General features: G+C 69.9%; 17 protein-coding genes and 1 pseudogene. 13 read left to right on the top strand and 5 right to left on the bottom strand.

Features of this window, described 5'->3' with window-relative positions; translation table 11 throughout:
- Window positions 1-200: 200 nt before the first annotated feature.
- The 10 genes from BN1701_RS25150 (at window position 201) to BN1701_RS25105 (ending at window position 9,545) form a co-directional block, all read left to right on the top strand.
- A complete protein-coding gene (locus tag BN1701_RS25150) occupies window positions 201-932 on the top strand; it encodes a response regulator transcription factor (protein WP_054052808.1) in 732 nt (243 codons plus the stop codon).
- Between the two features lie 14 nt (window positions 933-946).
- Complete coding sequence (mshD, locus tag BN1701_RS25145) at window positions 947-1,840, top strand: mycothiol synthase (protein WP_157368212.1); 894 nt, start codon at window positions 947-949, stop codon at window positions 1,838-1,840.
- Window positions 1,841-2,032: 192 nt separating this feature from the next.
- Window positions 2,033-3,160: a phosphate ABC transporter substrate-binding protein PstS gene (pstS, locus tag BN1701_RS25140; protein WP_054052804.1), complete on the top strand. Its 1,128-nt coding sequence runs from the start codon at window positions 2,033-2,035 to the stop codon at window positions 3,158-3,160.
- A 34-nt stretch (window positions 3,161-3,194) separates the two neighbouring features.
- Complete coding sequence (gene pstC, locus BN1701_RS25135) at window positions 3,195-4,268, top strand: phosphate ABC transporter permease subunit PstC (protein ID WP_082860043.1); 1,074 nt, start codon at window positions 3,195-3,197, stop codon at window positions 4,266-4,268.
- The gene (gene pstA / locus BN1701_RS25130) at window positions 4,265-5,176 is read left to right on the top strand and encodes a phosphate ABC transporter permease PstA (RefSeq protein ID WP_054052802.1); all 912 of its coding nucleotides are present in this window, start codon (window positions 4,265-4,267) and stop codon (window positions 5,174-5,176) included. The genes pstC and pstA overlap by 4 nt, the downstream gene beginning before the upstream one ends.
- Before the next feature lie 17 nt (window positions 5,177-5,193).
- Window positions 5,194-5,970 carry a phosphate ABC transporter ATP-binding protein PstB gene (pstB, locus tag BN1701_RS25125; RefSeq protein WP_054052800.1) on the top strand — a complete coding sequence of 259 codons (777 nt, stop codon included), beginning with the start codon at window positions 5,194-5,196 and terminating at the stop codon, window positions 5,968-5,970.
- 162 nt (window positions 5,971-6,132) lie between these two features.
- A complete protein-coding gene (locus tag BN1701_RS25120; protein WP_054052798.1) occupies window positions 6,133-6,516 on the top strand; it encodes a hypothetical protein in 384 nt (127 codons plus the stop codon).
- Window positions 6,517-6,536: 20 nt separating this feature from the next.
- Window positions 6,537-7,091 carry a DUF3558 domain-containing protein gene (locus BN1701_RS25115; protein ID WP_157368211.1) on the top strand — a complete coding sequence of 185 codons (555 nt, stop codon included), beginning with the start codon at window positions 6,537-6,539 and terminating at the stop codon, window positions 7,089-7,091.
- A 23-nt stretch (window positions 7,092-7,114) separates the two neighbouring features.
- Window positions 7,115-8,773: a hypothetical protein gene (locus BN1701_RS37910; RefSeq protein ID WP_054052794.1), complete on the top strand. Its 1,659-nt coding sequence runs from the start codon at window positions 7,115-7,117 to the stop codon at window positions 8,771-8,773.
- Between the two features lie 7 nt (window positions 8,774-8,780).
- Window positions 8,781-9,545: an ESX secretion-associated protein EspG gene (locus BN1701_RS25105; RefSeq protein WP_054052792.1), complete on the top strand. Its 765-nt coding sequence runs from the start codon at window positions 8,781-8,783 to the stop codon at window positions 9,543-9,545.
- A 172-nt stretch (window positions 9,546-9,717) separates the two neighbouring features.
- Here BN1701_RS25105 and phoU read toward each other — a convergent pair whose 3' ends face one another.
- The 5 genes and pseudogenes from phoU to dusB form a co-directional block, all read right to left on the bottom strand.
- Window positions 9,718-10,386 carry a phosphate signaling complex protein PhoU gene (phoU, locus tag BN1701_RS25100; protein ID WP_054056116.1) on the bottom strand — a complete coding sequence of 223 codons (669 nt, stop codon included), beginning with the start codon at window positions 10,384-10,386 and terminating at the stop codon, window positions 9,718-9,720.
- A 74-nt stretch (window positions 10,387-10,460) separates the two neighbouring features.
- On the bottom strand, window positions 10,461-14,936 hold the full coding sequence (locus BN1701_RS38025) for an LCP family protein (protein ID WP_157368210.1): 4,476 nt from the start codon (window positions 14,934-14,936) through the stop codon (window positions 10,461-10,463).
- A 219-nt stretch (window positions 14,937-15,155) separates the two neighbouring features.
- Window positions 15,156-16,061: a GGDEF domain-containing protein gene (locus BN1701_RS25085; protein ID WP_369800612.1), complete on the bottom strand. Its 906-nt coding sequence runs from the start codon at window positions 16,059-16,061 to the stop codon at window positions 15,156-15,158.
- A gap of 170 nt (window positions 16,062-16,231) precedes the next feature.
- Window positions 16,232-16,693, bottom strand: coding sequence for a hypothetical protein (locus BN1701_RS25080; protein WP_054052788.1), 462 nt, complete (start codon window positions 16,691-16,693; stop codon window positions 16,232-16,234).
- Window positions 16,690-17,837: pseudogene (dusB, locus tag BN1701_RS25075) on the bottom strand (tRNA dihydrouridine synthase DusB). The gene BN1701_RS25080 and the pseudogene dusB overlap by 4 nt, the downstream one beginning before the upstream one ends.
- A gap of 120 nt (window positions 17,838-17,957) precedes the next feature.
- Between dusB and BN1701_RS25070 the strand changes: the two are divergent.
- The 3 genes from BN1701_RS25070 to BN1701_RS25060 all read left to right on the top strand — a co-directional run bounded on the left by BN1701_RS25070 (window position 17,958) and on the right by BN1701_RS25060 (window position 18,877).
- On the top strand, window positions 17,958-18,200 hold the full coding sequence (locus tag BN1701_RS25070; protein WP_054052786.1) for a hypothetical protein: 243 nt from the start codon (window positions 17,958-17,960) through the stop codon (window positions 18,198-18,200).
- 126 nt (window positions 18,201-18,326) lie between these two features.
- On the top strand, window positions 18,327-18,608 hold the full coding sequence (locus BN1701_RS25065) for a type II toxin-antitoxin system Phd/YefM family antitoxin (RefSeq protein ID WP_054056114.1): 282 nt from the start codon (window positions 18,327-18,329) through the stop codon (window positions 18,606-18,608).
- Window positions 18,605-18,877 carry a type II toxin-antitoxin system RelE/ParE family toxin gene (locus tag BN1701_RS25060; RefSeq protein ID WP_054052784.1) on the top strand — a complete coding sequence of 91 codons (273 nt, stop codon included), beginning with the start codon at window positions 18,605-18,607 and terminating at the stop codon, window positions 18,875-18,877. Before BN1701_RS25065 ends, BN1701_RS25060 begins: the two co-directional genes overlap by 4 nt.
- Window positions 18,878-18,892: the final 15 nt, after the last annotated feature.

Raw genomic sequence — 18,892 nt, 5'->3', positions numbered from 1 at the left:
AGGTTTAACTCGTACGTAACATGGTTCCGCCGAGGTCACGGCATCATCGGCAAGATGCCCCCTCCCGTGTGACGCGGACGGCATGACCAGGACATTCACGGTTGCCAGTGGCTAATCTGTTCACCACGACGCAATCAAAACCCCCTTTTGGGGGCCGCGCCTCAATGAAGCGGAGCGGATCAACGGAGAGGCGGACTCGCATGAGCCTCGATCTGCTGCTGTTGACCGCGGACCCGGAGCCGGGCTCGGTCCTTCCCTCACTGATGCTGCTGCCGCACGCCGTGCGCACCCAGGCCCCTGAGGTGACCGCCCTGCTGGAGGCCGGTTCCCGGGACGCGGTGATCGTGGACGCGCGCACCGACCTCGCCGCCGCCAAGAGCCTGTGCAGGCTGCTGACCAGCGGCGGGGACAACTGCCCCGTGATCGCCGTGGTGAACGAGGGCGGCCTGGTCGCCATCACCGCCGACTGGCGCATCGACGAGATCGTGCTTCCCGGCGCGGGCCCGGCCGAGGTCGACGCCCGGCTGCGGCTGCTGACCTCGCGCGGGCCTGCCGGTGCCGCCGTGGACGGCGCGCTGCGCCTCGGTGAGCTGGTCATCGACGAGGCCACCTACATGGCCCGGCTCAAGGGCCGCCCGCTCGACCTCACCTACAAGGAGTTCGAGCTGCTCAAGTACCTCGCCCAGCACGCGGGTCGGGTGTTCACCAGGGCCCAGCTGCTGCAGGAGGTCTGGGGCTACGACTTCTTCGGCGGCACCCGGACCGTCGATGTGCACGTCCGGCGCCTGCGCGCCAAGCTCGGACCCGAGCACGAGCAGCTCATCGGCACCGTGCGCAACGTCGGCTACAAGTTCGTGCAGCCGCCCAAGGCGGGCGCACGCCGTGAGGCCGATGTCTCCGTCGACAATCTGCGGTACTCGGTCGACGTCTGAGTAAGTTCGGTGGAGTGGCACTTCTGAGCTGGCACTCCGAGTTTGATCCCCGTCCCCTGTTGCTCGCCGTCGCCGCCGCGGACGGCCGTCCCGAGGTCACCGCCGAGGGGCCGCTGCCGCGTGAGTTCCGCGGCGGCGAGCACTTGGTCGCAACCGCTGACGGCGTGACCGTCGGGTATGCCCATCTCGACACCCAAGGCGACGCCTTCGGCCGCGAGGTCGTCGAGGCGTTCGTGCACCCCGACCACCGCGGCGCGGGCATCGGCACCGAACTGGTTCGCGCCCTCCTCGACCGCGCGGCCCCCGGCGCGCGCTTCTGGTCGCACGGCGACCACCCCGCCGCGGCCGCGATCGCCGCCAAGGCCGGGCTCGGCAAAGTCCGCGAGCTGCTCAAGATGCGCCTCGACGTGGCGGGCGTGCCGCTCGCCGAGCCGAAGTGGCCCGCGGGGGTCCGGGTGCGCACGTTCGTCCCCGGGCAGGACGAGGCCGCGCTGGTCGCGGTCAACCGGCGGGCCTTCGACTGGCACCCCGAGCAGGGCGCGCTGACCGTGGCCGACGTCGAGGACACCGCGCGGGAGCCCTGGTTCGATCCGGAGGGCCTCTTCCTGGCCGTCGACGCCGCGGACCACTTGCTCGGGTTCCACTGGACCAAGACGCACCCAGGCGGCGAGGGCGAGGTCTACGTCGTCGGCGTCGACCCCGCGGCGCAGGGCGGCGGGCTCGGCAAAGCGTTGACGTTGGCGGGTTTGCGTCACCTGGTCGGGCGTGGACTGTCCGAAGTGATCCTTTACGTGGAGGCCGACAACGTCCCGGCGGTAACCGTCTATCGGGGACTCGGGTTCGAGCGGGCGGAGGCGCACATCCAGTATTCCCTTGTGGACACTGAGCGCACCGGACCGGTTACGTAAGGCAAACCAGCAGGTCACGGGCAGGACACGGGTGCGCGACCACTAGGTCTTCCTGGTCACAATCGGGTGCTTGTTCACCTTGCGTTCATGCCGACGGGGTGAACCGTCAACCACCGCTGCCTAGCGTCGCTCGACGAGGCGGCGACTTCAGTTGCGCCGCGACATCGAAGACTCCTGCCTGGAGGAATCCACGTGAACATCAAGCGGCACGCGTCCGTGTTGAGTCTCATCGCGGTCGGCGCCCTCGCGCTCACGGCGTGCGGCAGCGACACCAACACCCCGGCTGCGGGCCAGAACACCGCGGCTCCCGCGCCCACCAAGACCGCCGCGGTCGAGTGTGGCGGCAAGAAGGACCTCGTCGCGGAGGGCTCCAGCGCGCAGAAGGGCGCCATCGAGGCGTTCACCGCCGCGTACGTCGCCAAGTGCCCCGGGCAGCAGCTGGCCTACACCCCGTCCGGCTCCGGCGCGGGCGTCAAGCAGTTCAACGCGGGCATCGTCGACATCGGCGGCTCGGACTCGGCCCTGAACAAGGACAAGGGCGAGGTCGACGCGGCCGCCACCCGCTGCAAGACCAACCCGGCGTGGAACCTGCCGCTGGTGTTCGGCCCGGTCGGCATCGCCTACAAGGTCGACGGCGTGAAGGACCTGGTGCTCACACCCGAGGTCACCGCCAAGATCTTCAACGGCGGCATCGCCAAGTGGAACGACGCGGCCATCGCGGCGGTCAACAAGGGCGCGACCCTGCCGGACAAGGCCATCACCGTGATCTACCGCGGTGACGAGTCGGGCACGACCGACAACTTCCAGAAGTACCTCAAGGCCGCAGCCAAGGACGCCTGGGGCAAGGACGCGGGCAAGAAGTTCAACGGCGGCGTTGGCCAGGGCGCCCAGGGTTCCGCGGGTGTCGCGGACGCCATCTCCGCTGGTGACGGCACCATCGGCTACATCGAGTGGTCCTACGTCCAGGACAAGAAGCTGAGCGCCGCCAAGATCGACAGCGGTGCGGGCCCGGTCGAGCTCGGCGCCGAGGGCGCGGCCAACGCGATCAAGTCCGCCAAGATCAAGGGCACGGGCAACGACCTGGTCATCGACCTCGACGCGCTCTACGCCAGCAAGACCGCCGGTGCCTACCCGCTGGTGCTCGCCACCTACGAGATCGTCTGCTCGAAGGGCTACGAGCCCGACACCGCCAAGGCGGTCAAGGCGTTCCTCACCGTGGCGGCCACCGACGGCCAGGCCGCTCTGGCGGACGCGGGCTACGTCCCGCTGCCCAACGAGTTCCAGGAGAAGCTGCTGACCGCCATCAAGGCGATTTCCTAATCAGCAGCCGGCACACTCTGAACGGGCGAAAGCGATGAGCGACCCCGTCTCGGTCGAGCGCCCCGTGACCCTTGCCGGGTCACGGGGCGGTTCGGCTTCCACCAGCGACGCGGAGGCCAAGATCTCTTCCAATGTGCAAGGCGCGGGAGGGCCCCCGACCGGGACCACCGTCCCGGCCAAAGTGGTCACCAGACCAGGTGACCGCATCTTCAAGGCGCTGACGGTCGGATCCGGCGTCTTCGTCGTGGCGATGATCGCGCTGATCGGCGTCTTCCTGCTGATCCAGGCCATCCCGTCGCTCACCGACAACAAGGCGAACTTCCTGTTCAGCCGGGACTGGAACGCCGACCCGGCCGACCTGGCCTTCGGTGTGCTCGACCTGCTGCTCGTCACCGTGTTCAGCTCGCTGTTCGCGTTGCTGATCGCGATGCCGGTGTCGCTGGGCATCGCCCTGTTCCTCACCCAGTACGCCCCGCGCAAGCTGGCCAGGCCGTTCGCCTACGTGATCGACCTGCTCGCCGCGGTGCCGTCCATCATCTACGGCCTGTGGGGCGCCTACGTCCTGGCACCCGCGCTGGCCCCGTTCACCAAGTGGCTCAACGAGTCCCTCGGGTTCATCCCGATCTTCGCCAAGGGCAGCTCCGACCTGGGCATCGGCCAGACCATCTTCACCGCGGGCATCGTCCTGGCGGTCATGCTCCTGCCGATCATCACCGCGATCAGCCGCGAGGTGTTCGACCGGACCCCGCCGATGCAGGTCGAGGGCGCCCTCGCGCTCGGCGCCACCAAGTGGGAGGTCGTGCGCACGACGGTCCTGCCGTTCGGCAAGGCGGGCTACATCAGTGCGTCGATGCTGGGCCTCGGCCGCGCGCTCGGCGAGACCATCGCGGTCCTGATCATCCTCTCGGCGACCACCCAGCACTTCAGCTGGAGCCTGTTCGACGGCGGCGACACCATCGCATCGAAGATCGCCCGAGCGGCGCAGGAGTTCAACGACCCGCGCGGCGCGGGCGCCTACATCGCAGCCGGTCTCGTGCTGTTCGTGCTCACCTTCGTGGTGAACGCGTTCGCCAGGGCCATCATCGCGGGTCACAAGGAGTACGAATGACAACCGCGACAGACTACGACCGGCCCGCGACCGCGCCCGCGTTCCAGCAGCTCAGCGGCGCCCGCAAGCTGAAGAACCGGATCGCCACGATCCTCGTCTGCTCGACCTTCGTGGTCGCGCTGGCCCCACTGGTATGGCTGCTGATCACGGTCATCAGCAAGGGCTTCGAACACGTCCTCAGCGGCGACTGGTGGCAGAAGTCGCTGGCGGGCCTGACCTCGCGCCAGTTCGGCGGCGGCGTCTACCACGCGATCCTCGGCACCTTGTACCAAGGCCTGATCTGCGCCGTCATCGCGGTCCCGATCGCGATCATGGTCGCGATCTACCTGGTCGAGTACGGCAAGCGCTCCCGGCTGGCCAAGGCCGTGACCTTCACCGTCGACATCCTCTCCGGTGTCCCGTCGATCGTCGCGGCGCTGTTCATCTACGCGCTGTGGATCACCACGATGGGCCAGCCGCGCAGCGCCTTCGCCGTGTCGCTGGCCCTGGTCCTGCTGATGATCCCGGTCGTCGTGCGCACCACCGAGGAACTCCTCAAGATCGTCCCGGACGAGCTGCGGGAAGCCGCGTACGCGCTGGGCATCCCCAAGTGGAAGACCATCGTCAAGATCGTCATCCCGACCGCGATGTCCGGCATCATCACCGGCATCTCGCTGGCCATCGCCCGCGTCATGGGCGAGACGGCGCCGGTGCTGGTCCTGGTCGGCTACACGACCTTCATCAACTACAACCCGTTCGGCGGGAGCATGGCGTCGCTGCCGCTGCTCATGACCTCCGAGCGGCTGACCACCAACGAGGTCGGCGAGGCACGGGTGTGGGGGGCGGCGGTCACGCTGATCCTCATCATCACCGTGTTCAACCTGCTGGGATCCCTGATCTCCAAGATGACCTCCCTGAAGACCAAGTGAGCGGGCGGTAGACCACCATGGCCAAGCGCATCGATGTCAAAGACCTGAACCTCTACTACGGCAAGTTCCACGCCGTCGACGGGGTCTCACTGCAGGTGCCGCCGCGCAACGTCACCGCGTTCATCGGCCCGTCGGGCTGCGGCAAGTCGACCGTCCTGCGGTCGCTCAACCGGATGCACGAGGTGATCCCCGGCGCCCGCGCCGAGGGCAAGGTGCAGCTCGACGGTGAGGACATCTACGCCTCCACCGTCGACCCGGTGTCCGTCCGCCGCACCATCGGCATGGTCTTCCAGCGCCCGAACCCGTTCCCGACGATGTCCATCCGGGACAACGTCGTCGCGGGCCTCAAGCTCGCGGGCGAACGCGACAAGAAGAAGCTCGACGAGGTCGCCGAACGCGCACTGCGCGGGGCCAACCTGTGGACCGAGGTCAAGGACCGCCTCACCAAGCCCGGCGGCGGGCTCTCCGGTGGTCAGCAGCAGCGTCTGTGCATCGCCAGGGCCATCGCGGTCCAGCCGGACGTCCTGCTGATGGACGAGCCTTGCTCGGCCCTGGACCCGATCTCCACGCTGGCGATCGAGGACCTGATCGGCGAGCTGAAGAAGGACTACACGATCGTGATCGTCACCCACAACATGCAGCAGGCCGCCCGGGTGAGCGACCAGACCGCGTTCTTCAACCTGGCGGGCGTCGGCCAGCCGGGTCGGCTCGTCGAGATCGACGACACCGAGCGGATCTTCTCCAACCCCGGCCAGAAGGCCACCGAGGACTACATCTCGGGCCGCTTCGGCTGATCTGTCGTTCGGTTTCGAGGTCCCCCGCGTGGTCCATGCGGGGGACCTCGCCGTCTCCGGGGAACCACGGAAGCGGTCATTTCGTCACATCGAAGACGGACTTCCCGGGCGATTGGTACCGTGCCAGTGGGGTCTGGGAGCCGATCGGACTTAGGGGACCACATGTACGTCGACGACGCGGGCGGCTCGCCGCTGGGCAGCACCATCGGCAAATCCATGTCCGACTTCGCTGCGGGCGCCGCCTCGGGCGCCTTCTCCGTCAACGAACAGGGCGGCGCCGCCCTGCTGGCCGCGATCCGCGACATGGCGACCTGGGTCGACGGTGAAGCCACCCGGTTGGCTCTGCTCAACGAACAGCCGATGCTGGGCGACAGCAACGGTGCCTCGGTCATGAAGCCCTACCTGCAGCAGGTCGCCAACGACTCGCAGGGGTTCAACACCCAGCTCAAGCAGTTCCGCGCCTCCCTGCTCGAAGCCGAGAAGGGCATCAAGCAGGCGATGGCCAACTACCAGCACACTGACACCTCGGAAGCGGGCAAGTACTAGTGATCTCGGGGGACAAGTCCGTGAAGCGGGCGCTTCTCGTCATGGCCGTTGTCGCACTGTCGGCGTCGGCGTGCTCCGACGAGACGCCCGGCGAGCCGACAGCGGCGTCGAAGACTGGGACGACCACGACGACGAAGCAGAACGGCACGTCGTCGGCGCCGACGTCGCCCGCGGATTCGCCACTCAAGGCGGTACAGCCGTGTGACCTGCTCGACGAGTCCGCGATGGGCGCGCTGGGGATCAAGAAGCCTGGCACGGCGGAAACGATCGGCAAGGCGCGGAGCTGTCAGTGGCGCGTGGAGAAGGACAGCATCGCCGACAGCTACACCTTCGCCGTCGCACTCTTCGAGACGCTCGGCCTCAGCGACGTGAAGGGCGACGGCAACCCGACTCCGCTGACGGTGGGCTCCCGCAAGGCGGTGCGGACGCTGCGCGGCCAAGGGGCCGGATGCGCCGTGTCCATTGAGATCTCCGCGAAGTCCAGGGTCGATGTGCAGGCGCTGGGATCTTCCGGCGAGAAGCTGTGCCCTGCCGCGCTCGAAGCCGCCAAGCTTGTCGAACCTGAACTGCCCTGACCAGAGTGGGAGGTTGAGTCACCATGCCAGGACCGGTTCGGACCGGCGTCACGCCGCCCAAGGCGGATCCGACGACCGTGGAGGTCTCGCGGAACGGGCAGACCGGCAACCCGGCGTATGACCCGACCTACGATCCCAACAGTGCCCTCTACATCGACCGCCGCGGCACCTCCGACACCCGTGACCAGGTGCAGCAGGAGGCCGAGCAGCGGGTCGACCAGGACATCGAGAACTCGAGCTGGTGGGAGATCTGGAAGCGGTTCACCCGCAACAGCGACGTCAACGACCAGTACAACCAGGAGATGAGCGCGCAGGCCCGGCAGCTCGCCGCCGGGGTCGACACGCGGCCGCCGCCGGGGATGCAGCAGAGCAACTATCTGAGCTATGACCATTCGGCGCTCAAGCCGATGGTGACCGAGGGTGTGGATCCGGATCAGGTCGGCGAGATGGGCGACCTGTATCTCAGCGCGGGCAACGCGATGACGAAGTTCCAGACCGATGTGGCCTCGGCGATCAACAACAGCCAGGCCGACTGGCAGGGGCAGGCGGGCGACCAGGCCCGCAAGTTCATGGCCGATGTCGGCAACTGGGTCGGCACGGCCGGGCAGAGCGCGCAGCTGGCGGGGACGCAGACCTCCCTTCAGGCCGCCGCGCTGGCCGAGGCCAAGAACTCGATGCCGGAGGAGAAGCCCTTCGACGCCGACGCGGCCAATCGGGACCTGGCGACCACGACCAACCCGCTCGACATGATGCGCAAGTACGCCACCTACATGAACGACTACCGGGAGAGCCAGGCCGCCCACCAGGAGGCCGCCCGCGTGGTCGGCACCTACGACGGCGCCTTGGGGAGTTCGTCGACGATGCCCGCGTTCGCGGCGCCGCCGACGATGGGTGGGGGCGGCACGGGCGACCCCGGGAATCCGGGCGAAGGTGACGGGACGAAGAAGCCCGGTGGCAACGGCGTCGACGTCAACGGCGGCACCGGCACCGGTACGGGCTCCACCGGCACCGGCTCCGGCTCGATCCAGCCCGGCGGCACGAACCCTCCGTCCGGCGGCGGCGGTTCTGGAAGCGGGTCCGGCGGTACCGGCGGCGGCTCCGGCAGCGGTGTCGGGCCGATCCCCCGGCCGCCCGGCGGCGGCGCGGGCACCAATCCCGGTGGCTTCGACGGCGGTCTGCCCCAGGGGCCCGGCGGCGGCTCGCAGCTCCCTGGCGGTGGCGGACACAACCAGGGCGGCTTTCCCGGCGGGATGCCGCCGATGGGTCCCGGGCCGATGGGACCAGGGATGGGCGGCGATGACAGCGCCCGCTCCGGTCGCGGCGGCGGTGGAAGCGGTGGCGGTGGCCGTGCGGGCTTCGGTCCGGGTGGCGGCCTCGGCGGCGGCGGCGGTGGACTCGGCGCGGCGGGTGGCGCGGGTGGCCGTGGGGTCGGGTCCGGCGTGATGCCGGGCGCAGGCGCCGGTGCCTTGGCGGCTGAGCACGCGGCGACCGGTGGGCGCGGTGGCGCCGCGGCGGGCCGTGGCGGCGCCGGTGCGGGCATGGGCGGCGGCATGGGTGGCGGCGGGCGCGGGCAGGGCGGCGAGGACGAGGAACACCAGCGTCCGTCCTATTTGGTCGAAGCCGACCCGGATGCGATGTTCGGCACCGACGAGATGACCGCGCCACCTGTGATCGGCGGCTGACCAGCACATGCCAAGGTCGTTCTCGCTGTCGCTGGCGGCGGTGGACATGCTCTCGCAGGTCCTGGGCGTCAACTGTCGGCAGTTTCCCTTCCAGATCCCCAGTTTCGGCCAGCTCCAAGAAGATCGGGAGCGCATCGCCAAGGCGGTGTTCACCGACTTGGCCAACCGCGGACTGATCCACCGCAACAAGATCGACCCGGACGTCGAGGCGGCGATCACCGTCACCGGCGACCACGACATCGGCATCGGCATGCTCGGCAGCGTTGACAAGGACCGCCCGGTGCGGGCCCGTGCCGCGGCGGCCGGGCCGACCGCGGTCTTGGCCGTGCTGGAGGGGCAGAGCATCCGCTTCGAGCTGATCAGCCCGACCGGGCTGGCCAGGGCGCTGGTCGCGCTGCTGCCGAGCATGGCGGCGGGGCCCGGCCAGTCCGTGCAGGTCGTCGAAGCCGCGCCGCAGCCCAAGTCGGACGGGTTCGTCCAGCAGGTCCGCGCACCGCGCTCGACGTCGGACGCGCAGCTGCGGATGGCCGCGACCATGCTGGAACGCCCGCGCAAGGGCTTCGGGTTCTTCGCCGTCAGCGCGCGCGGCAGGCACGGGCGCGAACTCGACGCGGGCAACGTCGGCTGGATCGACACCGACGCGGGCCGCTACCTGACGATCTCTCGCCCGAACCCGGACGGCGAGGTGCGCGCGACGTACTCCCCGGCCGACAGCGCGCGCCTCGCCCAGCAGCTCGGTGAGCTGATCGACTCGGCGGCGCCGCGGCGGTAGCTAGTGTCCCGAGTCGGAAGTTCGACACCACCTCCGGCGCCCGCGCGGCGCCTGGCCGCACCGCGCGAAACGCCAAGTACAACCCGGTACTACGACATTCCACGCGGCACGCCCAGCCACCACGCGGATCACCGGATCTGGCGCCGAACTTCCGACTCGGGACACTTGGGTTCTACAGGTCGTCGTCCTGGTCGGCCGAGCCCGGCATCCGGCCGGTGACGACGAAGACGACGCGCTTGGCCACGGAGACCGCGTGGTCGGCGTAGCGCTCATAGAAGCGGCCCAGCAGCGTCACGTCGACGGCGGACGCGACGCCGTGCGACCAGTCCTTGTCCATGATCACCGTGAACAGGTGCCGGTGCAGGTCGTCCATCTCGTCGTCGTCGGCCTCGAGGGCGCGCGCGGCGTCGATGTCCTGGGTGCGGATGACGTCCTCGGCCTTGCGCGCCAGGCTCACCGCCACCCGGCCCATCTCGGCGAAGTAGCCCTTGATCGGGTCCGGCAGCACCGGCGCCGGGTGCCTGCGCCGCGCGGCCTTGGCCACGTGCAGCGCCAGGTCGCCCATGCGCTCCAGGCTCTCGGCGGCGTGGATCGCGGCCAGGACGGTGCGCAGATCGGTCGCGACCGGGGCCTGCAAGGCCAGCAGCGAGTACGCGTGCTCCTCACAGGCGGAGCGGGCGTCGTCGATCTTCTGGTCGCCGCTGATCACCTGCTCGGCGATGCCAAGGTCGGACTCCATCAGCGCGCGCGTGGCGAATTCCATCGCCTCGGCGACCATGGCGCACATAACCGCGAGCTGGTCGGCGAGCACGCCGAGTTCGGAATGGTAAGCCTCACGCATGGCCACAGCCTAGAGGGACCGGCACCTGCGCATCCTATCGATGGATGAATCCGAGGTGAACCACGCGCAACGAATCACGCGCAGGAGACGTCTCCGCCGTTCACGGTGGACAAGTTCGCGGGCAGCTTCTCCGGCTCCGGCTGCGTCACAGTGCCGGACGGTGCGACGACCTTGCCCTTGAAGTCCGGGCCGAGGATCAGGATGAGCGCGGTCCCAGCGCCCGGCGTCTCCTCCAAGAGCGCGCCGGGGACCGACGAGGCCAGGGTCTGGGCCGCCGCCTCGTTGCCCTTGCCGTAGCGCACGACGGTCTTCGGCACCGTCGGACCCGGGTTGGTGTGGACCACGGTGTAGCCGAACCCCGCCAGCGCGTCGCCGGTGCGCTTGGCGATGCCGCCGGTCGGGTTGCCGCCGTTGAGGACCTGGATCTTGAGCGTCTTCGGGTCCACCGGCTGGGCCTGGCGCAGTGGCGCCGACTGCGGCAGCGCCTGCGGGCTGCCGGACGCGGGCGGCGGCGCGGCGGGCTTCTCACCGGGCAGCGGCTGGTCGTTGATGATCGCGCGGAACAGTGCGTCGGTCGGTTCCTTGAGCAGCGTCTCGTTGCCGCGGGGGTTGGCCTCGCCGACCGTCGGGACGGTGATGAAGGTGACGCGGCCCGCGTCGAGCCCCTGCATGGACTGGCCGAGGTGCAGCAGCGCGTCGATGTTGATGTTGTCGCCGAAGGTCGCCTCGGCGAACGAACTGGCGAAGCCGGTCAGCTTGCCCGGGTCGAGCAGCACCTGGGCAGACATCGCCTTGCGCAACAACGAAGAGAGGAATCGCTGCTGGCGGATGATCCGGCCATAGTCGGAGGTCACGTCGCCGCGAACATGTCGGGCGCGCACGAAGTCCAGCGCCTGGTCGCCCTTCAGTTCGACGTCCTTGCCCGCGTCCTTGACGATCCACTTGTTCAGGAACGTGTCGAACATGGGCTTCTCGACGCAGACGTTGACGCCGTCGACCGCGTCGACCATGCCCTTGAAGCCATTGAAGTCGATGCCGATGAACCGGGTGATCTTCAGCCCCGAGATGCCCTGGACGACCTTGGTGACGCAGAGCGGCCCGCCCATCTGGTAGGCCGTGTTCATCTTCGCGGTCTTGTGCCCCGCCACGTTCTCGCCGGTGTAGGCGGAGGTCTTCGGGTCGAACCGCTCGCAGTCCGGCCGGTTGATCTCCAGGTCACGCGGGAACGAGACGATGACCACGCGGGACCGGTCGGCCGGGATGTGCGCGATCATCATCGTGTCCGACCGGGCACCGGGAACCTTGTTGGCGTCGCCGACGCCGTCCTCGCTCGCCGCGCCCTCTCGGGTGTCGGACCCGACCAGGAGGAAGTTCTCGTCGCCGCGCTGCCCCTCGGCGTTCTGGATGGACGCGGAGTTCGGGTCGAGCGCGCGGACATGGTCGATGCTGTCCGAGGTCGCCTTCTTGAACCCCCACCCGGCCCCGGTGGCGAGGAAGACCACGGCGGCCATGGTGCCAACGAAGACCTTGGCCACCTTGGCCGACTGGGTCTGCTTGCGGACCTTCTTCTCCTGCAGCCGAGTCCCACCCGGCTCACCATCGACGGGGGCGACCAGCGCGGTCTGCTCGCCGGGGAGCTGCGCCAGCTCGTCGAGGTGCTCGTTGAGCTCGGCGTCCTGGGCGGCCCACGGGTTGAGCTTGCCGAACTTGGACTTGCGGGCCTTCTCCTCGGCCTTGAGCTCGTCATGGACCTTGGAGAACCGGGCCAGCGTCTCGTCGACCCGCCTGCGTTTCTGGGTGTGCTCGCCGATCGCTTCCATCTCGGTGGTCAACCCGATGATCTCGGCATCCGGCGCGGCGGCGGGCGGGGTCAGCGTGAGCCGGGGCTCCTCGGGCTCCGGGGGGCGAGGCGGCATCGAGGACTGGCCGGGCGGCTGCTGCCGAGGTATCCGCACCTCGCCACCGAGGCGGTCCGGCTGCCACTCGCCCTGCTCGGGGTTCGGCTGCCTGGCCGCGTCCGGGTTTGGCTGCTGCCTGCCCGCGATGGGGTCGCCGAGCCGTTGCCCTTGGTCGGCGAACTGGGCCGCGTTGGCCGGGTGGCCCGGGGGGAAGTTGTGCTCGCCAGGACGCGGGTGGGCGCCGGTGGGTGGGCGACCAGTGTCCGCTCCGGGGCGGGGCGGGACGGGACGCATCCCAGTGAGGCTGGCTTCGCCGGGTCGTGGGTGGGCGCCGGTGCCATCGGGGGCGATGGGGCGCATGCCGGTCTGGCTGGTCTCGCCGGGGCGAGGGTGGGCGCCAGTGCCGTTGGGGCGCATGGCGGGCAGGCTGGTCTCGCCGGGACGTGGTTGGACGCCGGGGGCGATGGGGCGGATGCCGGTCTGGCTGGTCTCGCCGGGGCGAGGGTAGGCGCCGGTGTTGCGGGGGTCGCCGTTCGGCGGGCGCGTTCCGTTGAGGCTGGTCTCGCCGGGACGGGCGCCTGGTCCAGGAACCGGGTTTCGGCTCGCCGGGTCAAGCGGCCGGGACGCGTTGTGCTCGGCGAGCGCGGGGCGGTCGCCGCCATGCGGGTAGTCGGCTCCTGGGAGACCGTGCTCGCCTGCGGGCCGGAGCCGCGCACCCGTGGGCCCCGACGGCGCGTGCTCGGCGAGAGCGGAGTTGATCGGTTGCCTGCCGGTGTGGCCACCGTCGCCGATCGGCCGCGGTCCGCCCGGTACGGGCTGCTGACCAGTGCGGCCGCCGTCGCCCATCGGCCGTGCGCCGAGCTGGCCAGTGGGGGCGCCGTCGCCGAACGGTCGTGGTCCGCCGGGCTGCCTGCCGATGGGGCCGCTGTCGCTCATCGGCCGCGGTGCGCCGGGGGCCGGATGCTGACCCGTGTGGGCGGCTTCGCCGAACGGTCCGCCTTCGTTCGTCGGCCGGGCGCCGGCGGGCGCCTGCTGTCGGCTGTTGTGGGCGCTGTCGCCCATCGGGCGCGGTGTGCCGAGGGCCGGATGCTGACCGGAGTGGGTGCCGTCGCCGAACGGTCGGGGTCCGCCGTCGTTCATCGGCCGGGCGTTGGGCGCCTGCTGTTGATGTGTGTGGGCACCGTCGACCATCGGACGCGGTGCGCCGGGGATCGGCTGGTGGCCGGTGTGGGCGCTGTCGCCCATCGGGCGTGGTGCGCCGGGCAGCGGGCGTGGGCCTGAGCCGCCGGAGCGCGGGTGCTCGCCGGAGGGGAAGCGCTGACCGCCGTCCGTACCGGGGCGGGGCTGGACGGGGCGCATCCCAGCGAGGCTGGACTCTCCAGGGCGGAGACCGTCACCAGGGCGGCCTTGGCGCGGTCCCTGGGGGCTCACGCCACCGGGACCCGGCGCGACCGGGCGCATACCGGTCGCGCTGCGCTCGCCGGGCCTGCCGAGGTCGCCGTTGTGCAGGGGGCGCAGGTCCGTCTGGCTGTTTTCGCTCGGCCTGCCGTGCGGGACCCCGTCAGCCGCTGGTCGGGCCTGGTCGGGACGCCTACCGGGAAGCGGGTGCGAAGCGCTCTGGTCGGAGCGGGGACGTTCGCCGCCGTTCGGAAGCGGGCGCGAGGCGGACGGCTCCGCGAGGTGCGCCGTGGGGCGGGGGTGGTCCGCGGTGTGCGGGAGTTCGCGAGGGGTGGCCTGGTTGGCGACGGGGCCCGAGGGGTGTCGGGGCTGGCGGGCTTGCTCCGGCGCCGGAAGGCGACCCGGCTCGACGCCTTGGCGCCCGCTCGCGGCGGGCTCGGCGCGTCGACTTTGGCCGGCCGGTTCAGCGAGTTCACGTCGGTTCTGGCCAGGCGCCGGCCCGGCGAGTCCGCGTCGACTTTGGCCGGCGGGCTCGGGAAGTTCACGTCGGTTCTGGCCGGTGTCCGGCTGGGCGAGTTCGTTCCGGCCCCGGCCCGTCCCAGCGATGTTCTGACCCGCGCCGGGGAGCCCGCGTTCCCCGATCGCGTCATGGTCGTTCTGCTTGGCGTGACCAACCGTGCCGGGCTGAACCGCGACCTCCGCGGGGATCGGCACGTGCAGAATCGGCCTGGGCTGACCATCGGGGTCGGGCTTGGCCCGCCGTCCCGTCCGGGTCTCCGCGGCACGCCTGCCGTGGTCGGGGGCCTCGGCAGTGTCCGGCTTGGCGCGTTTGCCCGTCGGTTCGGGTTTGGCGCGTTTGCCGGTGGTGGCCTGTTCCGGTTCGACGATGGCGCGGCGGCCGGTGTTGCCGCCCGCGAAGGCGTCGGCAAGGGAGTGGCGGTCTTCCGGCTCCTCGGCGGCACGGCGGCGGCCGGAGCGGGACAGGTCGACATCGGGGGCGAGGGCGGGGGCCTGGTGTCGGGACGGGTCGCTGGGTGTCTCGGCCGGTCTCACCTGAGCGGGTGGCACCGGCTGGAGATTCGGCCGTGACCCGTTCTGCCGCTCTACCAGGTCGGACACGCTGACGCCGCCCGCGCCCTCCATCGACCGCCGCCGCTTGCGGGGGGTCTCGGCAGGGTCCGGCGCGCGCCGTTTTCCGCCCTGCGCTGGGCGTTCGGCGAGCGGGGAGCCATCGGGGTCGTGATCGTCGCGCACCCGTGCTCCTTCCTAAGTACCGCTCGAACCGTTGTCAGGTGGTTATCAACACGTTGTCGGGCCGCGCCGTGCGCCTTACCCGAACGTGGCAGTGCGGACGCGATAGTACGGCGGACTGGCGGTCTGTGACGACCACAGTCCGAGTTTTGTTCACTATCGGTACGCAATTACGCCGATGGCCTTAGCCCGATCGGGCGAGTAGTCGATCTCGTGGTGCGCTTAGCGGGTCACTGCGCGCGGTGTGGTCACCGCGCGCCTGCCCGCGGCCGGTCCGGCCAGGTGAGCCTTGCCGTCAAGCAGATATGCGACCGCGTTGCGACCCGACTGCTTGGCTGTGTAGAGCAGGGTGTCGGCCTCGCGGAGTTGCCGCTCGCCGGATTGGGGTGTGTTGTGCGCCACGTGCAGCGCCGAATCGTGCGAGAGTCCGATGCTGATCGTCACGCGCAGGCCGAGCACGAGCGACGACCAGGCGAACGTCTCGACCCGCGCCCGCGCCGCCTCGGCGAGCGCCACCGCGGCGGGTCGGTCGACGCCGGGGAGCACGAGGACGAACTCCTCGCCGCCGTAGCGGGCGCAGAACGCGCCGTCGGGCAGGCCCTGCTGGAGCAGGTCGACGACCCGCTGCAGGACCCGGTCGCCGACGAGGTGGCCGAAGGTGTCGTTCACCTGCTTGAACCAGTCGAGATCGACGAGCGCGACGGCCAGTCCCGCCGCGGCCCGCTGCTCGGCGACGACCTCGACGAGCCGCTGGTCGAGGTAGCGGCGGTTGTAAGTCGCGGTGAGGCTGTCGCGGATGCTCTGTTCGTGGGCCTCGGCGTGTTCGCGGCGCAGCCGGTCGACCTCGCGGCGGAACTGCTCGGGGATCTGCGGCGGCGCGCTCAGCTCGGACATCAGGTCCAGGGCGGACCGCAGGTGCTGGTAGGCCTGTCGGTACTGCCCGCGCGAGGCGAGCAGCGCGGCGATCGACTCGTGCAGGCTGACCAGGTTGGCCGCGTCGGCGGGCGGGCCGGAGTCCGGTTCGTCGGCGATCGCCGGGTGGCGCAGGGGCACCGTCGGCTCGTTGTGCCAGGCCCGCGCCCGCTGGTCGGGCTCAGGCTCGGCGACACCTCGTCCCAGTGCGGCCACCGCGGTCACCTCCTACCTACGAGTGTGTCGTCTATAAAGAGGCGGGCCTTGAGCCAGCAGGACGACTGGAGGCGGGAATTCGCCCGTCTGGTGGACCGGGGCCTGCGCCAAATCAGTGACTGGTGACAAATCCGTCGCCGAGAGCACTCACCGAGGTAACCCGGATGGAGTCAGCTGGTCGGGCAGGGCGCGAAGCCGTAGGCGCGGCCGTTGAGCACGACGACCCGCTGCGAGGCGATCTGCTCGGCCAGCGTGGCGTTGTCACGGCGGATTCGCACCGACACGCCGACCACATAGACCGACCCGCGTGGGCGCGTCTCGGCCTTCTCGGGCTTCCACTTCGGGTCGACGCGCAGGGTGGACAGCGCGGGTTCGATGGTCAGCACGAGGTCGCCGAGCTCGCACGTGCGGTTGGTGAAGTCCGGGTGCTGGGTGCGTCGCAGGAAATCGCGCTGGGTGTCCGGGCCCTCGGCGGCGGCCTCGTTGAAGTCGGTGAAGTACTGGCCGACGATCTCGCGCTCCTGACTCGGCGCGCTGCCCCCGCCCGCGGTCACGGCCCGGCCGGGCACCGTCGTCGTACACCCCGCGCTGAGTGCCACCAGCGCGAGCGCGACCAGCCTGCGCACGGTCATCCCCCTGAGTGCATCAGTTCCGCGCCCACCGGCACGGCGGCGTCCTCGGGGTCGTCGAGCCAGCCCTCCGGCAGCACCACCTTGCCAGGTGACCCCTGCCTGCCGCGCGGCCCCTCGGCGTCGGGCGGGTAGGGGCGGCGTGGTCGAGCTGCGCGATCAGGTCGGCCAGTTCGGTCAGCCGGGAGACGAGGGCGAACTGCTTGCGCAGGTCGGCCCCGATGGGGAAGCCGCGCAGGTACCAGGCCATGTGTTTACGCAGGTCACGCACGCCTTTGTCCTCGCCGATGTGCTCGGCGAGCAGGGTCGCGTGCCGCATCAGAATTCGACTGACCTCGCCCAGACCGGGCGCCTCGGGGATCTCGGCGCCGGTGAAGGCGGCGTGCAGCTCGGCGAACAGCCACGGCCTGCCCAGGCACCCGCGCCCGACCACCACCCCGTCGCAGCCGGTCTGCTCCACCATCTTGAGCGCGTCGGCGGCGCTGAAGATGTCGCCGTTGCCCAGCACGGGGATCGTCGTCACGGCTTCTTTGAGCCGCGCGATCCGTGACCAGTCGGCCTGCCCCGAGTACCGCTGCGCCGCCGTCCGCGCGTGCAGCGCGACCGCCACCGCGCCCTCGGCCTCGGCGATCCGGCCAGCGTCGAGGTAGGTGTGGTGCTCGTCATCGATGCCGACCCGGAACTTCACGGTCACCGGGATCCCGGCGGGCTCGGCGTGCCGCACGGCGGCGGCCACGATGTCGGCGAAGAGCCTGCGCTTGTACGGAAGCGCCGCGCCGCCGCCCTTGCGGGTCACCTTCGGCACGGGACATCCGAAGTTCATATCGATATGGTCGGCCAGGCCCTCCGCGACGATGATCTTGACCGCTTCGCGCATGTTGGCCGGGTCGACCGTGTAGAGCTGCGTCGAGCGTGGGTGCTCGTCCGCGCCAAAGGTGAGCATTTCCATCGTCTTCGGGTCACGTTCCACAAGGGCGCGGGCAGTGATCATCTCGTTGACGTAGAGCGAGGTGGGGCTGCCGAACTCGCGGCAGAGCGTGCGGAAGGCGACGTTGGTGATCCCGGCCATGGGGGCGAGCACCACCGCCGGGTCGACCGCGTAGGGGCCGATCCGTAGGGGCTGCTCGGGCATCGTCACGTACCCCATTGTGACTGCTCCCCTGATCCGTCTCACTCCAGGACCACCCCGGCGCGACGCGGCACACTCCAGGACTGCGTACGGAGTTGGACTGCGAGGTCCGGCTCCCGGGATTCGGCAAGCTGCTCGTTGACCGTCGTCATCCACTTCAACAACGAGTCCGACGTCGAAGTCACCCATCACGTCGAGGGCATGACGTTCTTGACCTTCGGACGGCACCCGGACCTCTGGAGCGTGGACGGTCATCCCGTGGAGATCTTCAGCGACACGATGCCGCGGACACCTGACGCTTCGCCAGAGCTGGCCCGATGGATTATGGAAGTGGTCCCGCCGGTCCGTCCCCGCTCGGGCCGCCCGTCGCCGAGCAGGTGAGCCGGTGGCGCAGAGTTGTCAGCGTGTTGACTTCGGGCAGCCGAAGTTCATGTCGATGTGCGATCGCCCTGGCTGTGACCATCCGAAAGATGGCCTTAATTCTGACCGGTCGCTATGATGGTCGCCATGGAGACTATTCCGATCACGGAGGCCAAGGCTCGAATCGCTGAGCTGGCCGACCGCGCCGAGCGTGAGCACGACCACTTCACCCTGACCAAGAACGGTCGGCCCACGGTGATGCTGATGTCGATCGCCGAGTACGAATCACTCATGGAGACGATCGCAGTCCTCGCGGACCCCGCGACCCGAGCTGATCTGGCTGAGTCCGCCGCGACAGCGGACTACACCTCCGAAGAGGAAATGGCGCAGATCATGCGGAACCGCCTCGGTAAACACGGCGTCGCGTGAGCGAGCCGTGGGCTATCAGGTACAAGCCCGCCGCGCGTCGAGCGCTGGCCGAAGATCTCCCTCAGGAGGTCGCCGTCGCGGCATACGAGCTGATCACCGGAGCGTTGGCCGACAACCGCTACCGGGTCGGCAAGCCACTTGGCGAGCCGTACGAAGGACTGCACTCGGCCCGACGGGGGACGTACCGCGTCCTGTACTGGATCGATCCCGGCTCGCACGTCGTGGAGATCCATTCCATTCGACACCGCCGCGACGCGTATCTGTACTGACTGACCTTGGCACGG

The organism is Alloactinosynnema sp. L-07 (assembly GCF_900070365.1).
GTDB lineage: Bacteria > Actinomycetota > Actinomycetes > Mycobacteriales > Pseudonocardiaceae > Actinokineospora.
Note: the sequence above shows the minus strand (reverse complement) of the source record. Positions and strands in the feature narration are given on the sequence as shown.

Coding starts and splice junctions, on each gene's coding strand:
- BN1701_RS25150 (WP_054052808.1), top strand. CDS start 201: ATGAGCCTCGATCTGCTGCTGTTGACCGCGGACCCGGAGCCGGGCTCG.
- pstC (WP_082860043.1), top strand. CDS start 3,195: ATGAGCGACCCCGTCTCGGTCGAGCGCCCCGTGACCCTTGCCGGGTCA.
- pstA (WP_054052802.1), top strand. CDS start 4,265: ATGACAACCGCGACAGACTACGACCGGCCCGCGACCGCGCCCGCGTTC.
- pstB (WP_054052800.1), top strand. CDS start 5,194: ATGGCCAAGCGCATCGATGTCAAAGACCTGAACCTCTACTACGGCAAG.
- BN1701_RS25120 (WP_054052798.1), top strand. CDS start 6,133: ATGTACGTCGACGACGCGGGCGGCTCGCCGCTGGGCAGCACCATCGGC.
- BN1701_RS37910 (WP_054052794.1), top strand. CDS start 7,115: ATGCCAGGACCGGTTCGGACCGGCGTCACGCCGCCCAAGGCGGATCCG.
- BN1701_RS25105 (WP_054052792.1), top strand. CDS start 8,781: ATGCCAAGGTCGTTCTCGCTGTCGCTGGCGGCGGTGGACATGCTCTCG.
- phoU (WP_054056116.1), bottom strand. CDS start 10,386: ATGCGTGAGGCTTACCATTCCGAACTCGGCGTGCTCGCCGACCAGCTC.
- BN1701_RS25080 (WP_054052788.1), bottom strand. CDS start 16,693: ATGACCGTGCGCAGGCTGGTCGCGCTCGCGCTGGTGGCACTCAGCGCG.
- BN1701_RS25065 (WP_054056114.1), top strand. CDS start 18,327: ATGGAGACTATTCCGATCACGGAGGCCAAGGCTCGAATCGCTGAGCTG.